Below are 26,547 nucleotides of genomic sequence, written 5' to 3'. Positions count from 1 at the left end.
GCATTCGAAGGCTCTTCCGTCTCTCGAACAGGCCCCCACAAGGTCCCGTCCACGCCCGCTCCAGGCCCGAACGACCCGCGAACCAGGCCGACTCAGCCCGGCCCGGGCCGGCCCGGAGCCACTCAGGCCACGGACCAGGCGATGCCGTCGAGGATGTCGTGCTCCGAGACGACGACCTCCGCGGCGCCGACGCGTTCCATGATCGCGAGCAGGACGAGGGCGCCCGCGCCGATCACGTCGACCCGGCCCGGGTGCATGACCGGGATGGCCTCCCGCTCGGCGTGGGTGGAGGTCAACATCCGCTCGGTGATCTCGCGGACCTGCTCGTACGGGATCCGGGAGTGGTGGATCGCCGACGAGTCGTACTCCGCCAGGCCAAGCGCGACGGCGGCGACGGTGGTCACCGAGCCCGCGAGGCCCACCAGGGTGCTGGCGCGTCCCAGCGGCACCGTCTCGGCGGCCAGGTCCAGGGCCGCCTCGATGTCGGCCCGTATGGCGGCGACCTGCGCCGCGCTCGGCGGGTCGCTGACGACCCCGTCCGCCACCAGGTGGCGCTCGGTCATCCGGACGCAGCCCACGTCCACCGAGCGCGCCGCCTCGACGTGCTCCGAGCCGACGACGAACTCGGTGGAGCCGCCGCCGATGTCCACGACCAGGAACGGCCGGTCCAGGTCGGTGCGGCCCGTGAGCTCCTTGGTGGCTCCGGTGAAGGAGAACTCCGCCTCCTGGTCGCCGGTGATCACCTCGGGCTCCACGCCCAGGATGTTCAGCACCCCCCGGACGAAGTCCTCGCGGTTCTCGGCGTCCCGCGAGGCCGAGGTGGCCACGAACCGCACCCGCTCGGCGCCCAGCTCCTTGATCACGGCGGCGTACTCGCGGCAGGCCGCGAAGGTGCGCTCCAGCGCCTCCGGCGCCAGCCGGCCCGTCTTGTCGACGCCCTGGCCGAGCCGGACGATGGTCATCCGGCGGTCCAGTTCCACGAACCCACCCGTCGTGGGGTCACAGTCCGCGACCAGCAGGCGGATGGAGTTCGTACCGCAGTCGATGCCCGCCACCCGGGTCACCGCGACGACTCCTTCTCACCCGTGCACGGCGTGACGCAGGGCCCCTTGGCCCACCACTCCGGCAGCATCGCCAACGCCTCGTCGCCGAAGGGGTTCACCCCGGGACCGGCCGCGAGCGAGTGGCCGACCAGGACGTGCAGGCACTTCACCCGGTCCGGCATGCCACCGGCGCTCGGGAAGCCCTGGAGCACCTCGATGGCGTCGCGGCGGGTGATGTAGTCCTCGTGCGCGGCCCGGTAGGCCGCGGCCAGCTCCGGGTCCTCGGCGAGTCGGGCCTGCATCTCCTTCATCACGCCGTTGGCCTCCAGCGTGCCGATCGCTCCGGCGGCGCGCGGGCAGGTCAGGTAGTACAGCGTCGGGAAGGGGGTGCCGTCGGGGAGCCGGGGCGCGGTCTCCACGACGTCCGGCTGCCCGCAGGGGCAGCGGTGGGCGATGGCGCGCAGGCCGCGCGGCGGGCGGCCGAGCTGCTGCTCGAACGCCTCGATGTCCGCGGCGGTCGGCTCGGTGCGGTCGGTCTGGGGCGGGGGCGTCTGCATGCCTGGAGTGCGTCTCTTCGTTTCGTAAGGGTGGTCTGGGTCAGTCGCCGGGCCGGTCGGCCTTGTCGACACCGTCCCAGACGTTCGAGTACCAGGGCCGGTCGGAACCGGCCTGCCCGGTGCGGCGGTGCTCGGCGGCCTCGGCACCGGGGTCGTTCATGATGTAGCCGATCTCGCCGGGGCGCAGGAAGTGCAGGTGCTTGCGCGCCTGCTGCTCGGCGTAGGCCGGGTCCTGCCAGCGGGCCTTCTCGTCACGCAACTGTTCGAGGCGCTTGCGCGCGCCGTCGGCGGCCCGCTGCTGGTCCGCGATCTCCGAACGCTGGGACACGTACTGCCGCATCGGGTACGCGAGGGCGACGACCAGCGTACAGAGGACGAGCACCAGCAGCGCCGCCCGGCCGGTGAGCCGGCTGCGGCGGACCTGGCGGCGCGACTGCGAGCGGTAGACGTGGGCGGCGGTCCGCTCACCGAGCTGCTTGAGCCTGGTCGCGGTCGAGAAGGTGGAGAACCGATCCCGGTTCCCGGCCATGGTCCCGCCTCCCCTTCGCACGCGGTACGCAATACGTCCCCGCACACGGTACGGGACCGAGTGCGGGGACGTACGGAGGCCGGCGCTGCGAGGCGCTCATTGACCCTGGTGCCTACTGGTCCGCGAAGCGCGGTGCCTACTGGTCCGCGAAGCGCGGTGCCTACTGGTCCGCGAAGCGGAACCGGGGGAAGGCGGAACGGCCCGCGTACACGGCGGCGTCGTCGAGGATCTCCTCGATGCGCAGCAGCTGGTTGTACTTGGCGACGCGGTCCGAGCGGGCCGGGGCGCCGGTCTTGATCTGGCCGCAGTTCACGGCGACGGCGAGGTCGGCGATGGTGACGTCCTCGGTCTCGCCGGAGCGGTGCGACATCATGCACTTGAAGCCGTTGCGCTGGGCCATCTCGACGGCGTCCAGGGTCTCGGTCAGCGAACCGATCTGGTTGACCTTGACGAGCAGGGCGTTCGCGGAGCCCTCCTCGATGCCGCGCGCCAGGCGCTCCGGGTTGGTGACGAAGAGGTCGTCGCCGACGATCTGGACCTTGGCGCCCAGGCGGTCGGTGATGGTCTTCCAGCCGGCCCAGTCGTCCTCGTACAGCGGGTCCTCGATGGAGACCAGCGGATACGCCTCGACGAGCTCGGCGTAGTAGTCGGTCATCTCGGCGGCGGAGCGGGACTGGCCCTCGAACTCGTACTTGCCGTCCTTGTAGAACTCGGACGCCGCGACGTCGAGCGCGAGCGCGATGTCCTTGCCCGGGGTGTAACCGGCCTGCTTGATGGCCTCGATGATGAGGTCGAGCGCGGCGCGGTTGGACTCCAGGTTCGGGGCGAAGCCGCCCTCGTCGCCCAGACCGGTGGAGAGGCCCTTGGTGTGCAGGACCTTCTTGAGGGTGTGGTAGACCTCCGCGCCCCAGCGCAGCGCCTCGGAGAAGGACTCCGCGCCGATCGGGGCGATCATGAACTCCTGGATGTCGACGTTGGAGTCGGCGTGCGACCCACCGTTGAGGATGTTCATCATCGGGACGGGCAGCAGGTGCGCGTTCGGGCCGCCGAGGTAGCGGAAGAGCGGCAGGTCCGATGCCTCGGACGCGGCGTGCGCGACGGCGAGGGAGACGCCGAGGATGGCGTTGGCGCCGAGCGAGGCCTTGTTGTCGGTGGCGTCCAGGTCGAACATGGCCTGGTCGATCAGCCGCTGCTCGGTGGCGTCGTAGCCGACGAGCTCCGGGCCGATCTGCTCGATGACGGCGAGGACGGCCTTCTCGACACCCTTGCCCATGTAACGGTTGGGGTCACCGTCACGGAGCTCGATGGCCTCGAATGCGCCGGTGGAGGCGCCGGACGGGACTGCAGCACGGCCGGTGCTGCCATCGTCGAGGCCCACCTCGACCTCGACCGTGGGGTTGCCTCGGGAGTCCAGGATTTCCCGGGCTACGACGACGTCGATGGACGGCACGAGCATCTCCTTCTGGGATGTGACGCTGGGTGTGCGGTGGCAGGGGGCCGTGGGACGGCCCTGCCGACTAGAGCCTAACCGGCTCCGGGCACTGGACCGGCCGACCGCCCGGGTCCTGGGACGAAAAAGCGGCCGTACGCCCGCTTTACCGGACAAAGAGACCGCCCGTGGACCGCCTCCCGGCCGTTATCCGGCCATGATCCGGCCCCATCCGGCCGCGGACGCGCCACCGCCCGGCGCGTGGAGGGGTACGCGCCGGGCGGTGGTCGGATTCGGTGTTATCCGATGTTTCAGCTCAGCTTCAGCTTCTGACCCGGGAAGATCAGGTCGGCGTCGGGGACGATGTCCTTGTTCAGCTCGAACAGCTTCTCCCAGCCGCCCTTGACGCCGTTCGCCTCGGCGATGGTGCCCAGGGTGTCGCCCTCCTTGACCTCGTACGAGCCGTTGCCCGTCTTCGGGGCCTCGGTCTTCGGGGCGGCCTTGGGGGCGGCCTCGGAGCGCTCGGAGCGGGTGACCGGGGCCTCGGGCCGCTTGGTCTCCTTCTTCGGCGCCGGGGCGGCCTTGGTCTCGACCTTCGGCTTGGAGGGCTTGGGGGTCTCGGCAGAGCCGCCGCCGCTGTACGAGGAGTTCGACAGGCCCACGCCACAGGACGGCCACGCGCCCTTGCCCTGGCCCTTGAGGACCTTCTCGGCGATGGCTATCTGCTGGGCCTTGGACGCCTGGTTGGCCTGCGCGGCGTACGCCGTGCCGCCGTAGGCGGCCCAGGTGGAGGACGTGAACTGCAGGCCGCCGTAGAAGCCGTTGCCGGTGTTGATGGCCCAGTTGCCGCCGGATTCGCACGCCGCGACGCGGTCCCACTCGGCGCCGGTGGCGGCGCTGGCGGAGCCGGCCGCCATGAGGGGCGCGGCGACGGCGACACCGGTGACACCGGCGAGCGTGACGATACGGGTGGTCCGCTCAATGGCCGTGGCGCGGCGGTGCTTGCCCTTGCCGGAAAGCAGCATGGAGTTTCTCCTCACCGACGCCTACGAGGTGAGCTGTCGGGTTCGGGCGAGTGAGTTGCCCGGCCGCGCGACCAGCGCGCGGCTTAACCCCTAGCCGGTGTGACCGTCTCTCAACGGCCGCTCCCGGCGCTTACCTTGGTTCCCCCGCTCCTGCCTTCGGCGCTTGACGCGACGACTGTTCTCTCCGTCCGCCGGCAGGATTCGGCGATGCGGTCGAAGAGGCCCGCGGTGGCGAGCGATTCAGAAGGTAGACAGGTCTCTCCCCGATGTTCAACGAGGGACATCGGGGAGAAATCGACCTGCTTGCGTTCCGCTTAGGGGCGTTTTCGCAGGTGAGGACGGGGTTTGTGGGAGCTTCGGTACCTGACACGCCAGTTGACCTGAAGAGACGCATGTCTCACTTGCGGATAACGGGCATTCAGCTCTTTACGCCTGCCCGAAGTGCCCGTTATTTCTTGGTTAGATCCAGATTCTGACCGGGCTTGATGAGGTCGGCGTCCTTGCCGATGACCTGCTCGTTGGCCGCGTAGAGCGCGTTCCAGCCCCCCTTGAGCCCCTGGGCGTCCGCGATGGCGGTCAGGCTGTCGCCCGCCTTCACCGTGTACGTGGGGTCCGACGCGGCGTCAGGGGCCGCGGGCGTCTCGACCGCCGCCGGGCCGCGGTGCTTGCCGCCGCCCTCCGCGGCGGAGTCGGTGGTGGGCGCGTTCGACGTGGCGGACGGGGTCCCGGTGGTCGGGTCGGCCGGCGTGGAGGACGCTGCGGACGGGGACGGCGTGACCGGGGTCGTCGGGATTCCCGAGACGGCGCCGGGGCCGGTCGGGGTGGTCGGGTTGGTCGGCGCCGTGCCGGTCTGGTCGCCGGGCTGGGTCGGCGTCGTCGGCAGGTCCGGATCGGGCATGACGGGCAGTCCGCTGTTGGGGGCGAGCGGCGCGATGGGCAGCGTGAACGGCGCCGTGGCGGACGGGCTCGGGTTGCCGGCGGCCGGGGCGGCCGGGGTGGGCGCGCCGAAGTCGGTGGCGGGGTCGCCCGCGCCGGTGCCCGGCACCGCGTCGGGGCGGGAGGGGCTGGGGGCGACCTGCCGCGGGGTTCCCAGTGCGCCGGGGTCCACATTCGCGGCGGGGCCGTCCTTCACCAGCCCGGACGACGCCGCGCACAGCGGCCACGCCTGGGGGCCCTGGGACGCCAGCACCCGCTCGCCGACGGCTATCTGCTGAGACCGGCTGGCGAGGTCGGGGCGCGCCGCGAATTCCTGGCCGCCGGCGCTGTTCCACTGGTCCTGGGTGAACTGCAGTCCGCCGTAGGCCCCGCTGCCGAAGTCTGCGCTCCAGGTACCGCCGCTCTCGCATTCGGCGACGCTGTCCCACGTGGACGTGTCGGCGGCCGAGGCGTTGGTGGCCGCGAGCAGCGGCAGCGCCAGCGCGGAGCCCGTGACTCCGGCGGTGACGACGAGGGCGGGTACCTGGCGGGGGCGTCTGTGGCGGCCGTTCCCGGAACGCATGTAGTGCACCTTTCGCATAACGGCGGGGTAACGGCAGAACCTAGCCCCCTTCGAACGCATGTCACAAGTTCGGTCGGTAACTGACTGCGGGTCAGGGGGTGTCCCGTTACGCCCTCATGTGTTTCGGGGTGTGAAGCGGACCGGAAGGGTGCGCAGGCCACGCATGATGAGTCCGCCCCGCCACCGCAGGTCCGAAGGTGGAACGGCCAGTTCCAGATCAGGCAGACGCATCAGCAAACTCGCGAGCGCGGTCTGACCTTCGAGCCGGGCGAGCGGCGCGCCGAGGCAGTAATGGATGCCGTGGCCGTACCCGAGGTGCTGATTGTCACTTCGGGAGAGGTCCAGGGTGTCCGGTTCCGCGAACCGCTCGGGATCCCGGTCGGCCGCCGCGAGGACCACCAGGACCGGGTCCCCGGCGGCGATGTCCTGCCCGCCGAGGACGAAGGGCTCGGTTGCGAAGCGCCAGGTCGCCAGCTCAACCGGGCCGTCGTAGCGCAGGAGTTCCTCGACGCCGGTGGCGAGCAGGGCGTTCTCCCCGGCGGCCAGCGACGCCTGGAGGCGCGCGCGCTGGTCGGGGTTCGCGAACAGGGCGTGCAGCCCGTTGCCGATCAGGTTGACCGTCGTCTCGAAACCGGCGAAAAGCAGGATGAAAGCCATGGCGGTGGCCTCGGCCTCCGTCAGGTGGTCGCCGTGGTCACTGGCCCGGATCAGGTCCGAGATGAGGTCATCGCCCAGATCATCCCTTTTACGATGGATGAGTTCACCGAGGTACGCCCGCATCTGCTTGACCGCGCGGGCGACACCGCCGCGCGGCCCACCGCCGTGCCGGATCATCATCCCGGCCCAGTCCCGGAAGTCGTCCTGGTCTTCGCGCGGTACGCCGAGCATCTCGCAGATGGCGTAGATGGGGAGGGGGAACGCGAACTCGTGGATGAGGTCCGCCTCACCCCTGCTCTCGAACCGCTCGATGAGCTGGTCGGTCAGCTCCTGCACCCGCGGGGTGAACGCGGCCACCCTGCGCGGGGTGAACGCCTTCGACACCAGCCGCCGCAACCGGGTGTGGTCCGGCGGGTCGATGTTCAGCAGGTGCGTCATCAGCTCGGCCTTGCGCTCGCCCGGGATGCCGGTCTTCCCCTTGGCGTGCGCCGGTTCCGCGTGGTGCGCCGGGTTCTTGCTGAGCCGCTGGTCGGCCAGGGCCTGGCGGGCGTCGGCGTACCGGGTCACCAGCCATGCCTCGACCCCGCTGGGCAGCTTGGTCCGGTGCACCGGCGCGTGCTCGCGGAGCCAGGCGTACGCCGGGTACGGGTCGGTGGCGAACTCCCAGTCGAACAGGGTGGGGCCCTGGAGGGAGACGGGGTCTTCGGGGGCTGCGGGAGTCGGCTCGTGCACCCGTCGACCGTATCCCGGCCGCCGACCCGCATCCGCTATGGGCGGTTCGTCGGGGGCTGGCCGTAGATACGCCTTCGCTTGACCCGGCCGCGTTCGCCGTTCCTACTTCGGTGCTGTGGACGTGAGGATCTTGAAGAGCAGCTTCGCCGTGGTGGAGAGACGCGCCGAACACGCGGCCAGGTTCTTCTACTCCCACCTCTTCTGGCACCACCCCGAGATCCGTACGCTCTTCCCCGCCTCCAGGGAGGAGATGGAGCGACAGCGGGACCGGCTGTTCGCCGCCCTCACCCATGTCGTCGCGCACCTGGAGAGCGAGTCGCTCCTCCCCTATCTACGCGACCTCGGACGCGACCACCGCAAGTTCCTCGCCGGCCCCGAAGAGTACGAGGCCGTCGGCGCCAGCCTGCTCGCCGCGCTCGCCGAGGCCGCCGGCGAGGCGTGGACCCCGGCCGTGGCGCGGGCCTGGGCGGAGGCGTACCGGGTGATCGCCGGGGTGATGGGCGCCGCGGCCGCGCAGAGCGAGGACCCGCCGTGGTGGGACGCCGAGATCGTGCGCCACCTGCGGTACGGGCGGGACCTCGCCGTGCTGACCCTGCGCCCGCACGCCCCGCTGGGCTACCGGCCGGGCCAGTACGTGAGCGTGAGCAGCGACCGCGTCCCGGCCTGCTGGCGCACGTACTCCCTGGGCAACGCGCCCCGCCCCGACGGGACGGTGGACCTGCACGTCAGCCGGATCGAGGGGGGCCGGCTCAGCACCGTCCTGGTCGACGGGACGGACCCGGGCGAGTCGCTGCGCCTCGGTGCGCCCGGCGGCGCCCTGACGCTGCGCCGGGAGGGTCGCCCCGTCAGTCTCATCGCCGCCGGCACCGGCTGGGCCCCGGTCCGCGCCCTGCTGGAGGAACTGGCACAGCACCCGCCCGATCAGGACGTCCGGCTCTTCGTGGTCGCGCGGGACGCCGCGCACCTCTACGACCGCCCGTTCATCGAGGCGTACGCCGACGCCTTCGAGTGGCTCGCCGTCACCTACATCACCCCGGCGCCGGGGCAGCACCGCAACGAGGCGACCGACCGGCTGGGAACCGCCCTCGGCCATCGCGGGCTGTGGTGGGAGCAGGACGTCTACCTCAGCGGGCCGGCGCCGTTCATCGCGGAGACCGCCCGCCTGCTGGAGCAGCTCGGCGCGCACCCCGGGCACGTCTTCCACGACGCCGTGCCCGCGGTGGAATCCGGCGGCGGCCACGGCCCGAACGGGCGACCGCTCGGCTTCGGCGAATGGTTCCTCAGCCGCCCGTCACCGCACTGGATCAACCCCGCGGCCCGCGCGCCCCGACAACCGTGACCCCTGACGGGACCGCTCTCCCCTATTCCCCTCCTCCGCTGCTCCCCTCCCCTTCTACTGCTTCTCCTGCGCGACGCCCTCCGCCGCGCGGATCGCCGCCCGGTAGGCGCGGGCCGCCGCGCGCAGCGCCGTCTCGGGGTCGATGCCCTGCGCCTCGGCACGCGCCGCCAGTTCGAGGAGTTCGTAGCCGATGCCCTCGCCGCGGGGCAGTTCCACGGGGAGCGCGGCCGCCCGGACGCGGCCCGCGAGCTTGGCCGCGAGCGCGAGACCGGGCTGGCCCAGCGGAATGCCGTCGGTGACCGACTCCCGCTGCTTCTCCACCGCCTTGGTGCGCTGCCAGTGCGCGCTGACGTCCTCGGGGGTCTCGGCCGTCTCGTCGCCGAAGACGTGCGGGTGCCGCCGGATCAGCTTCTCGACCAGGTCCCCGGCCACGTCGTCGATCGAGAACGGCTCGTCGCCGTCCTCCGGGCGGCCTTCCTGAGCGATCCGCGCGTGGAAGACGACCTGGAGCAGCACGTCGCCCAGCTCCTCGCGCAGTTCCTCCCGGTCGCCCGTCTCGATCGCCTCGACCAGCTCGTACGCCTCCTCTATCGCGTACTTCACCAACCCCTCGTGCGTCTGGCGCGAGGTCCAGGGGCATTCGCGGCGCACCCGGTCCATCACCTGGATCAGGTCGAGCAGGCGGGCGCCGGGCAGGTCGTAGGACCCGGGCAGCAGCTCCAGGTCGGGCATGGCGACGCGGCCGGAGCCGGCCAGGCGGGCCAGTCCGTCGGTGAGCCGCCGGTCGCCCTCGCCGGTCGGCAGGACCACGACGGTACGGCCACCGGCGCACGCCTCGACGAGGGCGTGGGCGTCGGGGCTCTCGTACGCCACCTCCACGCCCGCCTCCCGCAGGTACGGCACCTGCGGATGGCCGGGGTCGGCGCACAGCACCCGGTCGGCGGCCTTCAGGGTCTGCCAGGCCGACCAGGACAGCAGGCCGGGGGCGACCCGGTGGCTGGTGGTCAGCAGGACGATGCGGCCGGTGGGCTCGGAGGGCGGCGCGTGCTCAGTCACCCTCCGAACCTACCTCCGCGCGTCCGGCCGGGGCCCCGGCGGGGGCGGCCCCGCGCACGGCGCCTCCGACGGGACCTGGCCGTGTACGGCTCAGGCTCCGGCGGGGGCCTGCTCGGACCGGGTCCGCTGACTGATCCACGGGGTGGTCTCGTCGCCCAGCAGGATCTGCCGCGCGTCCCAGCGGCCGTAGCGCGGGTTCACCTGGACGTGCAGGGCGTTCGCGGCGGCGGAGAGCTTCTCCAGCGCCTTGTCCTGGTTGCCGTAGTGCTCGAACAGCTTGTCGCGCAGCAGCTTGAAGCGGGTGTCCGCGTCCATCTGGTCCGGCGCGAGCTGCGCCTGCTGGAGGGCCGCCGTCTCCAGTGCCGCCGGGGTGCCGGCCTGTTGGAGCTGGGCCTTGCGGACGTCCTCGACCTCCCGCGTCGTCACGGTGACGCCGGCGTCCTTCGCGGCGCGCTCGAGGACGGCGGTCTGGATCATCCGGTTCAGCTTGGAGCGGTCAAGGCGCGGGGTCGCCTCGATCAGTTGGGCGCCCTGCTCGGAACGGTTCTGCGCGCTGCGGACCTCGTTCACCTGGGCCTGGAGCGATGCGGTGGTGATCCGCTCGCCGCCGACGACGGCCGCCGTGCCCGGATGGGTCTGGCCGGAGCAGGCGGACAGCAGGGGAGCCGCCGCGAGCAGGGCGGCGGAGACGGAGAGCGCTGTGCGACGGTGCAAAGGAGCCTCCAGGGCCGGGAGATTGTGCGGCAATGCACAAGAAGGCCGTGCGGTGATCGATGGTATGCAGTCGGGGGGTTCCGAGCCACCGGTTCGACCAACGATTACCGGGGTGTCGGGGTGCGGCGGGTGCGGTAGCCGGGGGGGTCAGCGGACCTGGCCGAGCCACTGGAGGGTGCGGCGGATCTCCGAGGGGAGCGGGTGGTTCGGTCCGTGCAGGCGGTCCGCGTCGAAGAGGAGGCGGATCAGGGTGTCGTGGGCCGCCGGCCGGTCGCCCATGGCCAGCAGCAGGTGCGCTATCCGGCGCCTCACCTCCAGCGGCAGGCCCGGGTCCGGGTTGGCGTAGTGGTTCTCGAACAGCGGGAGCAGGGAGCGGTACTCGGCGAGGGCCGCCGCGGGTTCCCCGAGCTGTTCGAGGCACTGCGCGGCGTCGTAGCGGAACCGCAGCGACTGGGCGTCCCCGGCGGGGAACTCCTCGGCGAGCCGGCGCAGTTCGGGCAGGGCGCGGCGGTATTGGCCGTCGTCCATCAGCGTGGCCGCGTACTGCTTGCGCAGCGAGCGGACGACCGGCGAGTGCTCCCCGTGTTCGGCGGCGGCCGCCGGGAGGATGCCGCCGAGGATGTCCACGGCCTGGGTGAGCCGCCCCTCGTCCAGCAGCCGGCGGGCCTCGTCCACGGCTCCCGGGATGTCCGGGCGGGGCTCGGCCGGGGGTTGGGGGGCCTCGGGGGCGGCGGTGGCGCGGTCGGGCCAGGGCGCGTGGGGGCGCAGGAACGGCCGGGTCGGGTCGAGCGGCCCGGAGGGGGCACCGCCCTGGCGGGGCAGCAGCGGCGCGAGGGCCTCGTAGACCGCCTGGGCGGAGGCGGGCCGGTCCTGCGGGTCCTTGGCCAGCAGGTGCAGGAGTACGGCTTCCAGCGCGTGCGGGATCTCGGGGCGGGTGCGGCGCACCGGGGCCGGGGGCTCGTACAGGTGCCGGTGCAGGACGCCCAGCGCGCTCGACCCGGCGAAGGGGACGTTGCCGCTGAGGAGTTCGTATAGGAGCACGCCGAGCGCGTACAGGTCGGTGTGCGGGCCCACCGCGCCGCCCATGGCCTGCTCGGGGGCCATGTAGGCGGGGCTGCCGATGGGTGTGCCGGTGCTGGTGAGGCGGGTGGTGTCGGTGTCCATCACGGAGGCGACACCGAGGTCCAGCACCAGGACGGTGCCGTCGGGGCGGACCATCACGTTGCGGGGCTTCAGGTCGCGGTGGACGATCGGCACCGCGTGCACCGCCGACAGCACGGAGCACAGTTGCGCGGCCACCGCGACGGCCCACTGCCACGGGTACGGGCTGTGTTCCACGAGGTGGTCGGCCAGGTTGGAGCCGTCGACGTGGCCCATCACCAGGAAGAGTTCGTCACCGTCGTCGCCGGCGTCGTGCACGGTGACCAGGCCGGGGTGGTCGACCTGCGCCGTCACCCGGCATTCGCGCGCGAAGCGGCGGCGCAGCTCCTCGGCGACGGTGCCGGGGCCGGCGACCTTGTCGGGGCGCAGCAGCTTGACGGCGACGCGGCGGTCCAGGCGTCGGTCGTAGGCGGTCCACACCTGACCCATGCCGCCCTGGCCGAGGAGGGAGGCGAGCTGGTAGCGCTCGCCGATCAGCCGGTCGGTCACTGCTCGGGGTCCTGCACTGCGGTCGGGTTCGGGTCCTGGTAGGGGCCGCCGGGGCGCGGCGGGTGCGGGGTCTGCTTGCGCAGCAGTTCGCTGAGCTCGTCGAGTTCGGCGCGGACCTGCCCGAGGCGCGGCGGCGGGCTCGGCTGCGGCGGGACCTGCGGCGGCGGGGGCGTCGGCACCGGGGACGGGACCGGCGTGTGGACCGGGCTCTGGACGGGCGGGTAGCCGTAGGCCGGCGTGGTCTGTCCCGTGTTCGGGTAGGCCGGGTTGGGCGCCGGGTACCAGGGGGCGGCCGGCGCGAGGGCCCGGTTCTCGTGGTGGCGGATGTCGGCGACGAGGAAGTACACGCAGGTGGCGAAGCCGGTGAGGAGCGTGCCGCCGGCTCCGGCGTTGCCCTGCCAGCCGCTGGTGTCGGGGGTCGGGTCCATGCCGATCAGCACGACCCAGGCGACGGAGAGCACGCAACTGAGCGCGAGCAACGTCCAGTCGCGGGTGGCGCGGGTCACTATCGCGAGCCGCAACATCGTGCCCCATGCCAGGAACCCGCAGGTCAGGACCGGTAGCAGCGCGAACACCACGCGCAGGGCCACCACACCCTCGCTACCGGGCCGGTGGTGGTGCTGCGGCGGGATGCCGGGGGCGTGCATCGGTGCTCCTGACGGGCCGAGCGGAAGGGTTGCGGGTATGAGCGTATACAGCGTTTCCGGCCATGGTGAGGGGATGTGCCCAACCGTTGTACGGTCGCCGCACGATCCCCGGCGAAGCGGCCGGAACAGGGGGTTCCGGCCGCTTCGCGTCCGCTGTCACGCGTGTTACGAGCCGAGGATGGTGGTGAGGAATTCGCCCGTCCACCCGAGCAGTTCCCGCCCGACGAGCGGCTTCCCGCCGACCTTCGCGGTCTTGGGCCGCGGGATCAGCACCTGCGAGGTGGCGGGCTTGAGGACCGCCCCCGGGTAGAGCCGCCCCAGCCGCAGCTCCTGCGATTCGCGCAACTCCACGGGCCCGAACCTGATGTTGTTGCCCTGGAGGGTGATGTCGCCGACCCCGCAGGCCCGGGCCAACATCCGCAGCCCCGCCACCAGCAGCAGGTTCTCCACCGGTTCGGGCAGCTTGCCGTACCGGTCGGTCAGCTCCTCCCGCACGGCCTTGATGTCGGCCTCGGAGTTCGCCGCCGCGATGGACCGGTACGCCTGCAGGCGCAGCCGCTCGCCGGGCGCGTAGTCGTGCGGGACGTGCGCGTCGACCGGCAGCTCGATCTTCACCTCCAGCGGCGGCTCCTCCTCCACGGCGCCTTCGACGGCGGCCCGGTAGTCCGCCACGGCCTCGCCGACCATGCGGATATAGAGGTCGAAACCGACGCCGGCGATGTGGCCGGACTGCTCGCCGCCGAGCAGGTTGCCCGCGCCGCGGATCTCCAGGTCCTTCATCGCCACATACATGCCGGCGCCCATCTCCGTGTGCTGGGCGATCGTCGCGAGCCGCTCGTGCGCGGTCTCGGTCAGCGGCTTCTCCGGCGGGTACAGGAAGTACGCGTACCCCCGCTCCCGGCCGCGGCCGACGCGACCGCGCAGCTGGTGCAACTGCGAGAGGCCGAAGTTGTCGCCGCGCTCCACGATGAGGGTGTTGGCGTTGGAGATGTCGATGCCCGACTCGACGATCGTGGTGGAGACGAGCACGTCGAACTTCTTCTCCCAGAAGTCCACCACGACCTGCTCCAAGGCCTGTTCGGACATCTGGCCGTGCGCCGTCGCGATCCGCGCCTCGGGCACGATCTCACGCAGCTTGGCCGCGGCCCGGTCGATGGACTCGACCCGGTTGTGGATGTAGAAGCACTGGCCCTCGCGCAGCAGCTCGCGCCGGATGGCCGCGCCGATCTGCCTCTCCTCGTAGGGGCCGACGAACGTCAGCACCGGGTGGCGCTCCTCCGGCGGGGTGGTGATCGTCGACATCTCGCGAATGCCGGTCACCGCCATCTCCAGGGTGCGCGGGATCGGCGTCGCGGACATGGTCAGCACGTCCACGTTGGCGCGCAGCTTCTTCAGCTGCTCCTTGTGCTCGACACCGAAGCGCTGCTCCTCGTCGACGATGACCAGGCCGAGGTCCTTGAACTTCGTCTCCTGCGAGAACAGCCGGTGCGTGCCGATGACGATGTCGACCGAGCCCTCCCTGAGGCCCTCCAGGGTCGCCTTGGACTCGGTGTCGCTCTGGAACCGCGAGAGGGCCTTCACACTGACGGGGAACTGGCTGTAGCGCTCGGAGAAGGTGCCGAAGTGCTGCTGCACGAGCAAGGTGGTGGGGACGAGGACGGCGACCTGCTTGCCGTCCTGGACCGCCTTGAAGGCCGCGCGGACCGCGATCTCGGTCTTGCCGTAGCCGACGTCGCCGCAGATCAGACGGTCCATGGGGACGGACTTCTCCATGTCCTCCTTGACCTCGGCGATCGTGGTGAGCTGGTCGGGGGTCTCCACGTACGGGAAGGCGTCCTCCAGCTCCCGCTGCCAGGGCGTGTCCGGGCCGAAGGTGTGGCCGGGGGCCGCCATCCGCGCGCTGTAGAGCTTGATCAGGTCGGCGGCGATCTCCTTGACGGCCTTCTTCGCGCGCGCCTTGGTCTTCGTCCAGTCCGCGCCGCCGAGCCGGTGCAGGGTCGGGGCCTCGCCGCCGACGTACTTGGTGACCTGCTCCAGCTGGTCGGTGGGGATGTAGAGCCGGTCGCCGGGCTGGCCGCGCTTGGCGGCCGCGTACTCCACCAGGAGGTACTCGCGGGTGGCGCCCTGGACCGTGCGCTGCACCATCTCGATGTAGCGGCCCACGCCGTGCTGTTCGTGGACGATGTAGTCGCCGGTCTCCAGCGTGAGCGGGTCGATGGACTTGCGGCGCCGGGTCGGCATCCGGCCCAGGTCCTTGCTGGCGGTGCGCTGGCCCGTCAGGTCGGTCTCGGTCAGGACGGCGATCTTGCGGTCCGGATCGACGAAGCCCTGGTCGAGCGAGGCGCACGCCACGTGCACGATCGACGGTTCCAGGATGCGCAGCTCCGCCTCCAGGCGGGCCGCGATGCCCTCGCCACCGAGCACCTCGACGGTACGGGCGGCCGGGCCGTGGCCCTCGGTCAGGTAGACGGTGTGCCAGCCGTCGGCGATCCACGCCTTGGTGTCGGCGAGGGCGCGGGCGGTGTCGCCGCGGTACGCCTCGGGGGCGTGCATGCCCAGCTTGAGGGTGTCACCGCCCAGGTCGGTGTCGTCGGCGGCGAACGGGGACACCGACCACCACATCATGCCCAGCTCGCGCGCGTGGTCGCGGACGTCCGCGATGCCGCGCAGCGAGGCCGCGCCGACGTCGATGGGCGCCACGCCGCCGCCGGCGGTGGCCGCCCAGGACGCCATCAGGAACTCCTGCGAGGTCGCCACCAGGTCGGCGGCCCGCGTCCGGACCCGCTCGGGATCGCAGACCACCGCCATGGACCCGGCCGGCAGGACGTCGATCAGCAGTTCCATGTCGTCGACGAGGACGGGCGCGAGGGACTCCATGCCCTCGACGGCGATCCCCTCCGCGATCTTGTTCAGCAGTTCGCCGAGCTCGGGGTGTGCCTCGGCCAGCGCCGCCGCCCGCTCCCGCACCTCGTCGGTCAGCAGCAGCTCCCGGCACGGCGGCGCCCACAGCCCGTGCTCGGCGATCTCCAGGGACCGCTGGTCGGCGACCTTGAAGTATCGGATCTCCTCGACCTCGTCGCCCCAGAACTCCACGCGCAGCGGGTGCTCCTCGGTGGGCGGGAACACGTCGAGGATGCCGCCGCGCACCGCGAACTCGCCGCGCTTCTCCACCAGCTCGACCCGCGCGTACGCGGCGGCGGCCAGCGCCTCCGTGACGTGCCCCAGATCGACGCTCTCGCCTTGCCGCAGGCTCACCGGCACCAGCTCGCCCAGCCCCTTGACCTGCGGCTGGAGCACCGAGCGGATCGGCGCGACCACGACACTGACGGGACCCGCGGCCGGATCGTCCTTGCTGGGGTGGGTGAGCCGGCGCAGCACCGCCAGCCTGCGGCCCACGGTGTCGCTGCGCGGCGAGAGCCGCTCGTGCGGCAGCGTCTCCCAGGAGGGGTACTCCGCCACCTCGTCGGCGGGCAGGAAGGACCGCAGCGCGGCCGCCAGGTCCTCGGCCTCGCGCCCGGTGGCGGTCACCGCGAGCACGGTCCGCTCGGTGCGCCGGGCCAGCGCGGCGATCGCGAAGGGCCGCGCGGCGGGCGGGCCCACCAGGTCGACGTGCATCCGGTTGCCGTCCCCGGCCGCGGCGACCGCCTCGGCGAGCGCGGGGTCCCGGGTTACGGCGTCGAGCAGTCCGTGCAGGCTCATGAAGGGGGCTTTCCGTCCGGTGGAGGGGCAACGCGAAGGGCCCGACACGTGAACGGGCCGGGGGCTCCCAGCGTACGACGCGCCGCCGACAGCCGCGCGAGGGATTGCCGCCGCCGCACCCTCCCGCTCGTATCCCTGGCCCTCGGCTGCCGTCGCACCACCGTTCTACGATGTGCGGACGTACCGACCGAGCGTGCCGCGTCGCCCTGCCACAAGGGTTCACCCCCGACCGGCAGAGGGAGCACCACCGCGTGACGACTGACGCCATAGCCGGGCCCGCCCCCGTCGCCCGGGGCGCGGCGGGCCGGCGCTTCCACCACGCGGAGCCGTACGCACTGGCCGCCCTGCTGTTCGTCGCGTACGCCGTGCTCTCCCTCTCCCGGCACCGGCGGATGGAGGCCGCCTCCTGGGACCTGGGCATCTTCGAGCAGGCGGTCAGGGCGTACGCGCACCTCCAGGCACCCGTCGCCGACCTCAAGGGCCCCGGCGCCAACATCCTCGGCGACCACTTCAGCCCCGTCATCGCCGTGCTCGCGCCCCTCTACCGGCTCTTCCCCGGCCCCGCGACACTGCTCCTCGCCCAGGCCGCCCTGTTCGCCGTCTCCTGCGTGCCCGTCACACGCGCCGCGTCCCGCCTGCTCGGCCGCGCCCGGGGCCTGTCGCTCGGCGCCGCGTACGGGTTGGGCTGGGGCATCCAGCGGGCCGTCGACTTCGAGTTCCACGAGGTCTGCTTCGCCGTGCCGCTGCTCGCCTTCGCCCTGGAGGCGCTGCTCGCCCGGCGCCCGAGGGCCGCGCTGCTGTGGGGGTTGCCGCTGTTGCTCGTCAAGGAGGACCTCGGTCTCACCCTCGCCGTCCTGGCCCTGCTCGTCGCCCGGCAGGCCCGACGCACCGACCGGCGGGCCGCCCTGGCCGCCTTGGTGACCGCGGCGCTGGCCGTCGTGGCCGCCGCCCTGGTGTTCACCGTCGTGATACCGGCCTTCGGCAGCGGTTACGGCTACTGGGGGAAGGTCGGGCACGTCTCGCCGCTCGCCGGGCTCACCACCAAACTGGACACGCTCGCCTGGGTGCTCGTCCCCACCACCGGGCTGTTGGCGCTGCGCTCCCCGCTGCTGTTGCCGGTCCTGCCCACCCTGGGCTGGCGGTTCCTGTCCGGCGACGACCACTACTGGTCCACCGACTGGCACTACAGCGCCGTCCTCATGCCGATCGTCGCCCTGGCGCTGGTCGACGCCCTCGCCGCCTCCGGGCGTTCGACCCGGCCCTGGCTGCGCGCCTACGCCTTCCAGTTGCCCGGCGCCCTCCTCGCCGTCGCCCTCACCCTCAGCGTCACCACCCTCCCCCTCCAACGGCTGGGGGACGCGTCCACGTACACCACGCCCGCCCGCGTCACCGACGCCGACCGGCTCCTCGCCCGGATCCCGGACGGGGCGAGCGTGGAGGCCGACACCGCGCCCCTGTCCCGGCTGACCTCGCGCTGCCGGGTCTACTGGATCGGCTCCGCGCCGGGCGTGCTGCCGGCCTTCGTCGCCTTCGACACCTCCTCCGGCTGGGCCGGCGACGACCCGGTCGCCTACGCCCTGCGCCTGCATCCCGGCGCCCGGTTCGGGGTGCTCGGCGAGGCCGGCGGGATCATCGTCCTGCAACGGCTGTGACGCGAGGCACGACATCGGCCCCGGCCCCGCCCCCACGGGCAGGACCGGGGCCGGTGTACCCCCGTTGACGACCGCCTCCCGACTAGTCGGTGGCGATCGCGTCCAGTACGTTCATCCGCGCCGCCCGGAACGCCGGGACCAGCGCGGCGAACAGGCCCACCAGGGCCGAGCCGGCGAACACCCCGAGGATCGTCGGCCACGGGATCTCCAGCACCTTCAGACCCTCCAGGGCCAGCAGCCGCTGCGCCGTCGCACCCCAGCCCATGCCCAGGCCCAGGCCGAGCAGCGCGCCGAACAGGGCGATGACCACCGACTCCAGGCGGATCATGCGGCGCAGTTGTCGCCGGGAGAGACCGATGGCGCGCATCAGGCCGATCTCCCGGGTCCGCTCGACCACCGAGAGCGCCAGGGTGTTCACGACACCCAGAACCGCGACGATGATCGCGAGGGCGAGCAGCCCGTAGACGATGTTCAACAGTTGACCGACCTGGTCGCGCAGGGCCTGCTTGTAGTCGGCCTGGTTGAGCACCTTGTACTGCGGATACTGCGCCAGCGCGGCCTTGACCCCGTCGTACGCGGCGTCCGCCTGGCCCGACTTGGCCGTGGCCAGCAGCATGACGGGCCGCGGCAGCCTGTCGGCCGGGAGGTTCGCCTCGGCGACGGCGGTGCTGATGTACTTCATCCCCTTGTCGAGGTTCCCCTCGTCGCTGGTGATCGCCGCGATCCTCAGCTTGGTGGTCTTGCCGCCGTTGAAGGCGACCGTCAGCTCGTCACCGAGCTTGAGGTGGTGCTCGGTGGCGTAGAGCGAACCGACCGACATCGCGTTCGGCCCGTACGCGGCCGCGTGCTCGCCGGCCGTCATCGTGCGCCGGATGTCCTTGGCGTACGTGGGGTCCTGCGCGCCCAGGCCGTCGTCGGTGGTGGAGCCGTCGGGGGCGGTGATCTTCACCGGGATGTCGCGGTAGGCGGTGACGTGGTCCAGGTTCGCGGCGGCCCGCAGTGCCTGTTCGGCCTGCGGCACCACCGGCTGGCCGGAGGAGGAGTCGACGATGTAGTCCGCGCCGACCGACTTGTCGAGTTCGGCGGTCGCGGAGGCCACCATCGAGGAGCCGACCACCGACAGGCAGGCGACCAGCGCCAGACCGATCATCAGGGCGGCGGCGGTGGCCCCGGTGCGGCGCGGGTTGCGCAGCGCGTTGCGCTCCGCGAGCCGGCCGACGGAACCGAAGGGCCGCAGCACCGGCGCGGACAGCACCCGTACGACGATCCCGGCGAGGAAGGGGCCGACCACGATGAATCCGATGAGGGTCAGGACGACACCGAGCCCCAGCCACAGCGAGCCCTGCGTGGCCTTGTCGGCGGCCGAGGCGAGGTAGAGCGCGGCGCCGCCGAGCCCGGTCAGGGCCAGCCCGAAGGCGGCCCGGATACGGCCGGCCCGCTTGTCGCCGGGAGTGCCGGCCTCGCGCAGCGCGGCCATCGGCGAGACCTTCCCGGCGCGGCGGCCGGGGATGTACGCGGAGACGACGGTGACGAGGATGCCGAGGAACAGGCCGACGGCGGGCGTGGTCCAGGCGACGGTCAGGTCGTCGGTGGACAGGTCCATGCCCATCTTGCCCATGAGCTTCATCAGGCCGACGGCCAGGCCCACCCCGGCGCCGACACCGAGGAGCGAGCCGACGACGCCGAGCAGGAACGCCTCGACGAGGACGGAGCGGTTGATCTGCTTGCGGTCGGCGCCGATGGCGCGCATCAGGCCGATTTCGCGGGTGCGCTGGGCGACCAGCATCGAGAAGGTGTTGAAGATCAGGAAGATGCCGACGAGGAAGGCGATCAGGGCGAAGCCGAGCATCGCGTACTTCATCACGTCGAGGAACGAGCCGACGCTCTTGCGGTTGGCGTCCGCCGCTTCCTTGGCGGTCTGCAGCTTGTACGTGTCCGCGCCGACGGCCTTGGCGATGTTCTGCTTGAGCTGCTCGTCGCCGACCCCGTCCTTGGCGGTGACGTTGACGTGCGTGAAGCTGCCCGGAGCGCCGAGCAGCAACTGCTGGGCGGTGGCGGTGTCGAGGTAGACGACGGTCGCGCCCGGGTTGGTGACGGTGAAGGACGCGATGCCGACGATCTTGGCCCGGTTGTCGCCGGTGACGGCGATCGTGCGGATGTCGTCCCCGAGCGCGAGGTGGTGCTTCTTCGCGGTGTCGGCGTCGATCATGACCTCGGTCGGGCCGCGCGGGGCGTGACCCGAGGTGATCTTCATGGACTTGAGTTCGTTCTCGGTCCAACTGCCCGCGAGGGTCGGCGCGCCGCCGTCGGAACCGAGGTTCTCGTTGCGGGCGTTGACGACGGTGACGGACGCCGAGATCACACCGCCCTCGGCGGCCTTGACTCCCTCGATCTTCGAGACCCGCTCGACGACCGCGCCTGCGAGCACCTCCGGCTTGCCGCGGTCGCCGGGCGCGGTGTCCGCGTCGACCTCCTTCGGGCTCACCGTCACGTCGGAGCTGGTGACCGCGAACAGCTTGTCGAAGGTGGTGTTCATGGTGTCGGTGAACACCAGCGTGCCGCAGACGAAGGCGACGGAGAGCAGTACGGCGACGGCGGAGAGGGCCATCCGCCCCTTGTGCGCGACGAAGTTGCGCCGCGCGGTCTTCATGACGGTCACGAGGTCCGCCCGCGTGCGTCGAAGTCCTTCATCCGGTCCAGTACCTGGTCGGCGGTCGGGTTGGCCATCTCGTCGACGATCCGGCCGTCGGCGAGGAAGATCACGCGGTCCGCGTAGGAGGCGGCGACCGGGTCGTGGGTGACCATCACGATGGTCTGGCCCAGCTCGTCCACCGACTGCCGCAAGAAGCCGAGGACTTCGGCGCCGGCGCGGGAGTCCAGATTGCCGGTCGGCTCGTCACCGAAGATGATCTGCGGCCGGGAGGCGAGGGCACGGGCGACCGCCACGCGCTGCTGCTGGCCGCCGGACAGCTCGGTCGGCCGGTGCTTCAGCCGGCCCGCTAGGCCCACGGTCTCCACCACGCGGGCCAGCCACTGGGCGTCGGGCTTGCGGCCGGCGATGTCCATGGGGAGCGTGATGTTCTCCAGGGCGTTCAGCGTAGGCAGGAGGTTGAACGCCTGGAAGATGAAACCGATCTTGTCGCGGCGCAGTCGGGTGAGCTTCTTGTCCTTCAGGCCGGTGATCTCGATGTCGTCCAGGTGGATGTGGCCGCTGGTCACGGTGTCCAGACCGGCCAGGCAGTGCATCAGGGTGGACTTGCCGGAGCCGGAGGGGCCCATGATGGCGGTGAACCGGCCCCGGTGGATGTCCACGTCGACCCGATCGAGGGCGACGACCCGGGTCTCGCCCGAGCCGTACGCCTTGACGACCTCGCGCGCCCGGGCCGCGACGGCGGAATGCCCCCCAGTGCCCCCCTGCCTGGTTTCGGTCATTGCCGTTGTCACGGTGTTTCCCCTCGTCGGTGCGGCGCGGATCGCCGGTTGAAGTCTGTTGAGCGGGGGCGCGCGGCGCACTGGTGCCCGTGGCCCTGTCCGTACGGGGGTTACCCCCACCCCCGGCCGACCCCGCTCATATGAACCAGTTAAGGACCCGCCGGCCTCCGCCACGTCCTCCGCCGGGACGAAAGACCCCTCGCTCTTTGTGTGGAGGAGACCCTTAGGGGGTGGGTCGGCCTGTGGGAGGGCGGGGCTCGGGGATACCACCGGTCGGCCCCCGGTGAGAGGGTGTTCCCGCAGACGCGTGGCAGGGTGGAGGGACTTCGGTGGCCATGGGGGAGAAGGCGGGGAGCCGCCCTGGGCGGTCCTGCCGGGCCAGGAGTAGCCCTTCCCCGGCGCGGTCCCGGCGCGGTCCGCGGGCCGGGAGTGGCTCCCGCGAGTTGTCATGCCCCGGGCCGGCCGGGTATTCCTTCGGTCGGGGGGCGACCCACCGCCCCGCGACACCACACGGGGGACCCATGACGTCCGCACTCCTCGCCCTGGCCTTACTCGCCGCCCTGGCCGGCCCGACCGCCCTGCGGCTCTACCACCACCCCGGCTTCATCACCGGCCGCGACGGCCGGCTCTCCACCTCCACCACCCTCGCCCTCGCCTGGACCGTGATCCTGGTCTGGCTGCTGCTCACCTGCCTCGCCTACGGGCTGACGGCGGGCGGCGGAATCGGCTGGCTGCAGGGCGAACACGGCCCGCTGTCCACCCTGACGTCGGTCTACCTGCCGCTGCTGGGCGGCCCCTACGTGGCGCTGATCGGGGCGAAGACGGTCGTCGGCATCCGCGTCGGCAACGGCAGCCTCGCCAAACCGGCCCCCAAACCCACGACCACGGGCCGCCGGCCGCTACGGGAACTGATCGCGAACGACAGTGGCCGCACGGACCTCATCGACCTCCAGTACGTGGCGCTGAGCGCGGTCACGATGCTCTACGTCATCCTCTTCTTCCTCACCGACGTCGGCGGCGGTCTCCCGCGCCTGCCCGCCGAGATCTGGGCCCTGACCGGGGCTCCGGCGGGGGCGTACCTCGTGAACAAGCTGGCCACCCGCGCGAACCCGGTGATCACGCACGTCGCCTTCGCGGACGGCGTCCTCACCATCGAGGGCGGTGGCTTCGACGACGCCCGCGTGACGGTGGCCGACACCGTCGTCCCCGCCGTCTGTGACCCCTTGTCCGGCACGCTCACCGTCTCCGTCCCCAGCCCTCCCACCACCCCGTTCCCCGTGGTGGTCACCTCCCACGGCCTGCGCAGTGACCCGTACCTCGTCACCACCCCGCCGCCCTCCCCGCCGAACCCGACCCCCACCCCCGCCCCCACATCAGCCCCGGCTCCGGCGCCCGCGCCGGTGGCGGACGCCGCCGGGCAGCGGTGACGGGCCGCGGCCGCGGTCAACCAGTCGGGCAAGCACCGCCGATCGGTGATCGGATCCCCGTCCGCGGGGCAGGTGTTCGGCAGGCCCGGAGCGACAGCCCCCCGACGAGGGGAACGTCCGTGACCACCCACCGCCTTGGAGGCATGTGATGACCCCCCGCCCCCGCGTCCCTTCCGTCCGCCACCACACCGTCGAGGTGGACGGCGTCACCGTCGCGTACCGCGAAAGCGGACCGGCCGACGCCCCCGTCCTCCTGCTCCTGCACGGCTTCCCCACCTCCTCCCACCAGTTCACCCGCCTGATGGACGCCCTCGGCGACACCCCCTACCGCCTCATCGCCCCCGACTACCCCGGCTCCGGCCGGACCGAGGCCCCGCAAGGCTTCACGTACACCTTCGACCGGGTCGCGGACATCGTGGAGGGCTTCACCGACGCCCTCGCACTGGACCGGTTCGCGCTCTACGCCTTCGACTTCGGCGCCCCCGTCGGCCTGCGGATCGCGGTGCGCCGACCGGAACGCATCACCGCGCTCATCGTCCAGAACGGCAACGCGTACGAGGAGGGACTGTCCGACCCCGCCCGCGAGTTGACCGGCCTGCGTCGCGAAGTCCCCGGCACCGAGCAGCAGGTCAGGTCCCTGTTCACCCCCGAGGCGGTCCGGTCCCAGTACGAGACCGGCGTCGCCGACCCGAGCCTGCTCTCCCCCGACGGCTGGACCCTGGACGTGCACTACCTCGGCCTGCCCGGCCGCGCCGACGCCCAGACCGACCTCGCCTTCGACTACGCCTCCAACCTCGGCCACTACCCCACCTGGCAAGCGTGGCTGCGCTCGGCGGGCATTCCGGTGCTGGTGCTGTGGGGCGCGGGAGACCCCTTCTTCACCCCGGCGGGCGCCAAGGCGTACCTCCGCGACGCCCCCGACGCCGAACTCCACCTCTTCGACGGCGCGGGCCACTTCGCCCTCGAAACCCACCTCGCGGACATCGCCCCGCTGATCCACCGCTTCCTGACGTCCGGCCCGGTCAGCCCCGTGGGGGTCCCTCAGGGTCCCCCCGGACGGAGTCTGGGGGAGGTAGCCGGCGGAGTGTGAGGCCGCGGGGCGCGGGGCGGAGCCCCGCACCACCCGGCGCGGCCGGGGCGGCTCCGCGCCACGCGCCGCAGACCAAGCACCGCAGACCAAGCACCGCGGGCACCCGCTCAGCCCTCCGCCGGAGCCCGCCCCGTCAACGCCGCCAAACTCGACCGCACATGGTTCATGTGCGCCCGCATCTCCTCCTGCGCCTCCGCGTGCTCCCGCAGCACCCGCTCCGTCTCCCGCCCCACCCGCTCCTCCCGCACCCGCGCCGCCGCGACCAGCTCCGCGGCCCGCGCCTCCGCGTCCTCCTGCCCGTGCCGCGCCGCCTCCTCCGCCTCCGCGAAGCCCCGCCGCGCCTCCGCCAGCCGCGCCTCAGCGTGCCGCTCCAGCTCCGACAGCCGCGCCTCCTGGTCCGCCTCCCGCGCGGCGATCTCCCGCTCCGCCGCCTCCCAACGCTCCCGCTGCTCCTGCTGCCGCTCCGCCACCAGCACGTCCGCCCGCCGGCGCGTCTCCACCAGCGCCGCGTGGGCCTCCGCCCGCCACCGCGCCGCGTCGTCCCGGGCCTCCGCCCGCGCCTCGTCCGCCTCGCGCTGCGCCCGCTCCAGCCCCTGCCGCGCCCGCACCTCGGTCTGCTCCACCACCGCGTGCGCGTCCTGCCGCGCCAGCTCCGCGACCCGGTCCGCGTACGCGTCCGCCGCGCCCAGCGTCGCCGACGCGTCCCCGCGCGCGTCCCCCCGTACGGCCTCCGCCTCCTCCTGCGCCAAAGCCAGGATGCGCCGCGCGCGCTCGCTCAGCTCGTCGTAGGTCTGCGGCGCCAGCGCGGCCACCGCCTCCCGCAGCCGGTCCGCCTCCGACTCCATCCGCTTCGCGAGGACCGTCAACCGCGCCACCCGCTCCCACGCCTCGTCCCGGCTGCCCGACAGCCGCGCGAGGTACCGGTCGACCTGATCCGTCCGGTAGCCGCGACCGCGCGCCGTCGCCAATCCTTGAGGTCCCTGAGGTGACATCGGTGCACTCATCCTGGAAGCGCCTCTCTCGCGGGGATTCCCGTCAAGGATGCGTCATTTGCCACCAGAAGCCGGAATGGCCGGGCCGAAACCCCCTTTCAGAGGCCCGGCCCGGCCATTACTCCGACGGGTGCGATCAGAGCAGCCCGTCCCACATCTGCTCCAGCAACACCGACCACCAGCTCTCGGGCGAAGCCAGCGCCGCGCTGTCCAGCCCGGCCAGATTCGCCTGGAAATCGACGGTCCACCGCCCGGCCTGCTCCGGCGTCAAGTGCTGCCGCAGCCGCCACATCTGACCCAGCAACGCCAGCGAGCGCACGAACTGCGGCAGGCTCGAATTCACGAACTGCGGCGGCACCGGCGCCCCGCCCGGCCCACCCTCCACCGGGACCGCCACGATGTGCGCCGTCCCGTACTGCACGCACAGCGCCTTGCCGAAGTCACTGCCGACCACCAGGTACGAACCCGCGTCCGACGCCGGCTGCACCTGCCGCTGCGCCGCCAGCTCCGCCAGCGTCGGCAACGGCTGACCCGGCACGGCCTGCGCCCAGAAGAACGGCCCGAAGTCCACCGGCAGACCCGACCACATCAGCGTCTGCGCCACGATCTCCGGCACACCCTGACGGGACACCGCCCGCTGCTCGAAACGGAACACGCCCTGCGGCCCGAACGCCCCCGCCAACTCCTGCGCGATCGCGTCCAGCGGGATCGCCGGCTGCAGCGGAACCTGCGGCAGCGGCGCCCGCACCGGCCCGGGGCGCGCCGGACCGTCCGCCACCTGGTGCAGTTCGCTCTGGTGGGTGATCAGGTGCCGCATGCCCTGCTGACGGCTCGCGTGATCCGTCCCGTACGGCGCCACGCTCGTGATCCGCACCTGCGGCCACGTCTCCCGGATCATCCGCGCGCAGTAGCCACCGGGCAGCTCACAGGACGCCAGCTCCGTGTGCAGCTCCAGCACCTGCTGCGGCGGCACGTTCATCGCGCGCAGCTCGTACAGGATCTGCCACTCGGGGTGCGGCGTGCCCGGCGCGGAACGACGGATCAGCTGCTGCTCGGATCCGTCGGGCGCGCGGTAGCGCAAGACGGCCTGGTAGCCGGGACCCACCGTGGGGACACCGGGCCGGGCGACGGGAGCGGGACCGTGCTGCTGCGGCGCGCCGGGCGGAGGGCCGGGAGGGCCGGGAGGGCCGGGAGGCTGCGGCGCTCCGGGGTGGGCGAGCATCGTCGCGGCGTGGTGCGCGCCGCCGGCGGGCCCGCCGGGGCCCGCCGGAACACCGGGCGGAGCAGGCGGAGCCGGCGGCCCCACCACAGCAGGACCCGCCAACATCGTCGCGGCGTGATCAAGCCCACCACCCGGCCCACCACCGGCACCCGGAACC

20 protein-coding genes and 1 riboswitch are annotated in these 26,547 nt (G+C 72.4%); of the genes, 4 read left to right on the top strand and 16 right to left on the bottom strand.

What is annotated here, in order from left to right; translation table 11 throughout:
- Positions 1-122: 122 nt before the first annotated feature.
- From ABZ934_RS16965 to ABZ934_RS16935, 7 genes are all read right to left on the bottom strand, one after another.
- Positions 123-1,064: a Ppx/GppA phosphatase family protein gene (locus ABZ934_RS16965; RefSeq protein WP_361313303.1), complete on the bottom strand. Its 942-nt coding sequence runs from the start codon at positions 1,062-1,064 to the stop codon at positions 123-125.
- The gene (locus ABZ934_RS16960; RefSeq protein WP_361313300.1) at positions 1,061-1,600 is read right to left on the bottom strand and encodes a DUF501 domain-containing protein; all 540 of its coding nucleotides are present in this window, start codon (positions 1,598-1,600) and stop codon (positions 1,061-1,063) included. Before ABZ934_RS16960 ends, ABZ934_RS16965 begins: the two co-directional genes overlap by 4 nt.
- Positions 1,601-1,640: 40 nt before the next feature.
- A complete protein-coding gene (locus tag ABZ934_RS16955) occupies positions 1,641-2,129 on the bottom strand; it encodes a septum formation initiator family protein (RefSeq protein ID WP_136213601.1) in 489 nt (162 codons plus the stop codon).
- 160 nt (positions 2,130-2,289) lie between these two features.
- Positions 2,290-3,585 carry a phosphopyruvate hydratase gene (gene eno, locus ABZ934_RS16950; RefSeq protein ID WP_361313297.1) on the bottom strand — a complete coding sequence of 432 codons (1,296 nt, stop codon included), beginning with the start codon at positions 3,583-3,585 and terminating at the stop codon, positions 2,290-2,292.
- A 284-nt stretch (positions 3,586-3,869) separates the two neighbouring features.
- Positions 3,870-4,583, bottom strand: coding sequence for a transglycosylase family protein (locus ABZ934_RS16945; RefSeq protein WP_361313294.1), 714 nt, complete (start codon positions 4,581-4,583; stop codon positions 3,870-3,872).
- Between the two features lie 3 nt (positions 4,584-4,586).
- Positions 4,587-4,755, bottom strand: a riboswitch (cyclic di-AMP (ydaO/yuaA leader).
- 276 nt (positions 4,756-5,031) lie between these two features.
- The gene (locus tag ABZ934_RS16940; RefSeq protein ID WP_361313291.1) at positions 5,032-6,081 is read right to left on the bottom strand and encodes a transglycosylase family protein; all 1,050 of its coding nucleotides are present in this window, start codon (positions 6,079-6,081) and stop codon (positions 5,032-5,034) included.
- Between the two features lie 114 nt (positions 6,082-6,195).
- Positions 6,196-7,470 carry a cytochrome P450 gene (locus ABZ934_RS16935; protein ID WP_361313289.1) on the bottom strand — a complete coding sequence of 425 codons (1,275 nt, stop codon included), beginning with the start codon at positions 7,468-7,470 and terminating at the stop codon, positions 6,196-6,198.
- Between the two features lie 121 nt (positions 7,471-7,591).
- Here ABZ934_RS16935 and ABZ934_RS16930 point away from each other — a divergent pair, with 121 nt between their 5' ends.
- Complete coding sequence (locus ABZ934_RS16930) at positions 7,592-8,809, top strand: globin domain-containing protein (protein WP_361313286.1); 1,218 nt, start codon at positions 7,592-7,594, stop codon at positions 8,807-8,809.
- Positions 8,810-8,863: 54 nt separating this feature from the next.
- Here the strand turns inward: ABZ934_RS16930 and ABZ934_RS16925 are convergent, their stop codons facing one another.
- The 5 genes from ABZ934_RS16925 to mfd all read right to left on the bottom strand — a co-directional run bounded on the left by ABZ934_RS16925 (position 8,864) and on the right by mfd (position 16,575).
- Positions 8,864-9,865 (bottom strand): nucleoside triphosphate pyrophosphohydrolase, encoded by a 1,002-nt coding sequence (locus ABZ934_RS16925; RefSeq protein WP_361313284.1) that lies wholly within the window; start codon positions 9,863-9,865, stop codon positions 8,864-8,866.
- A 90-nt stretch (positions 9,866-9,955) separates the two neighbouring features.
- Positions 9,956-10,579 carry a SurA N-terminal domain-containing protein gene (locus tag ABZ934_RS16920; RefSeq protein WP_361313281.1) on the bottom strand — a complete coding sequence of 208 codons (624 nt, stop codon included), beginning with the start codon at positions 10,577-10,579 and terminating at the stop codon, positions 9,956-9,958.
- Between the two features lie 147 nt (positions 10,580-10,726).
- Positions 10,727-12,229: a serine/threonine-protein kinase gene (locus ABZ934_RS16915; RefSeq protein WP_361313278.1), complete on the bottom strand. Its 1,503-nt coding sequence runs from the start codon at positions 12,227-12,229 to the stop codon at positions 10,727-10,729.
- A complete protein-coding gene (locus ABZ934_RS16910) occupies positions 12,226-12,876 on the bottom strand; it encodes a hypothetical protein (RefSeq protein WP_361313275.1) in 651 nt (216 codons plus the stop codon). The genes ABZ934_RS16915 and ABZ934_RS16910 overlap by 4 nt, the downstream gene beginning before the upstream one ends.
- Before the next feature lie 165 nt (positions 12,877-13,041).
- Positions 13,042-16,575, bottom strand: coding sequence for a transcription-repair coupling factor (mfd, locus tag ABZ934_RS16905; protein ID WP_361313273.1), 3,534 nt, complete (start codon positions 16,573-16,575; stop codon positions 13,042-13,044).
- Positions 16,576-16,826: 251 nt separating this feature from the next.
- Between mfd and ABZ934_RS16900 the strand changes: the two genes are divergently transcribed.
- Positions 16,827-18,227 carry a DUF2079 domain-containing protein gene (locus ABZ934_RS16900; RefSeq protein WP_361313270.1) on the top strand — a complete coding sequence of 467 codons (1,401 nt, stop codon included), beginning with the start codon at positions 16,827-16,829 and terminating at the stop codon, positions 18,225-18,227.
- A gap of 82 nt (positions 18,228-18,309) precedes the next feature.
- On the opposite strand, the gene ABZ934_RS16895 is transcribed toward ABZ934_RS16900, so the two are convergent.
- Both ABZ934_RS16895 and ABZ934_RS16890 read right to left on the bottom strand, forming a co-directional pair.
- On the bottom strand, positions 18,310-20,886 hold the full coding sequence (locus tag ABZ934_RS16895) for an FtsX-like permease family protein (RefSeq protein WP_361313268.1): 2,577 nt from the start codon (positions 20,884-20,886) through the stop codon (positions 18,310-18,312).
- Positions 20,883-21,671, bottom strand: a complete 789-nt coding sequence (locus tag ABZ934_RS16890) for an ABC transporter ATP-binding protein (RefSeq protein ID WP_361313266.1) — start codon at positions 21,669-21,671, stop codon at positions 20,883-20,885. The genes ABZ934_RS16895 and ABZ934_RS16890 overlap by 4 nt, the downstream gene beginning before the upstream one ends.
- Before the next feature lie 509 nt (positions 21,672-22,180).
- Here ABZ934_RS16890 and ABZ934_RS16885 point away from each other — a divergent pair.
- Entirely contained in the window at positions 22,181-23,086 is a 906-nt protein-coding gene (locus ABZ934_RS16885; RefSeq protein ID WP_361313264.1) for a hypothetical protein, read from the top strand.
- A gap of 148 nt (positions 23,087-23,234) precedes the next feature.
- Positions 23,235-24,176 carry an alpha/beta hydrolase gene (locus ABZ934_RS16880; RefSeq protein ID WP_361313261.1) on the top strand — a complete coding sequence of 314 codons (942 nt, stop codon included), beginning with the start codon at positions 23,235-23,237 and terminating at the stop codon, positions 24,174-24,176.
- A gap of 107 nt (positions 24,177-24,283) precedes the next feature.
- On the opposite strand, the gene ABZ934_RS16875 is transcribed toward ABZ934_RS16880, so the two are convergent.
- Both ABZ934_RS16875 and ABZ934_RS16870 read right to left on the bottom strand, forming a co-directional pair.
- Complete coding sequence (locus ABZ934_RS16875) at positions 24,284-25,144, bottom strand: DivIVA domain-containing protein (protein ID WP_361313258.1); 861 nt, start codon at positions 25,142-25,144, stop codon at positions 24,284-24,286.
- A gap of 160 nt (positions 25,145-25,304) precedes the next feature.
- Positions 25,305-26,547: SUKH-4 family immunity protein (locus ABZ934_RS16870; RefSeq protein ID WP_361313255.1), on the bottom strand; the 1,243-nt coding region annotated here is incomplete at its 5' end.

Source organism: Streptomyces sp. NPDC046557, assembly GCF_040645975.1.
GTDB lineage: Bacteria > Actinomycetota > Actinomycetes > Streptomycetales > Streptomycetaceae > Streptomyces.
The sequence above is the reverse complement of the archived record's forward strand: the minus strand, read 5'-3'. Positions and strand labels throughout refer to the sequence as shown.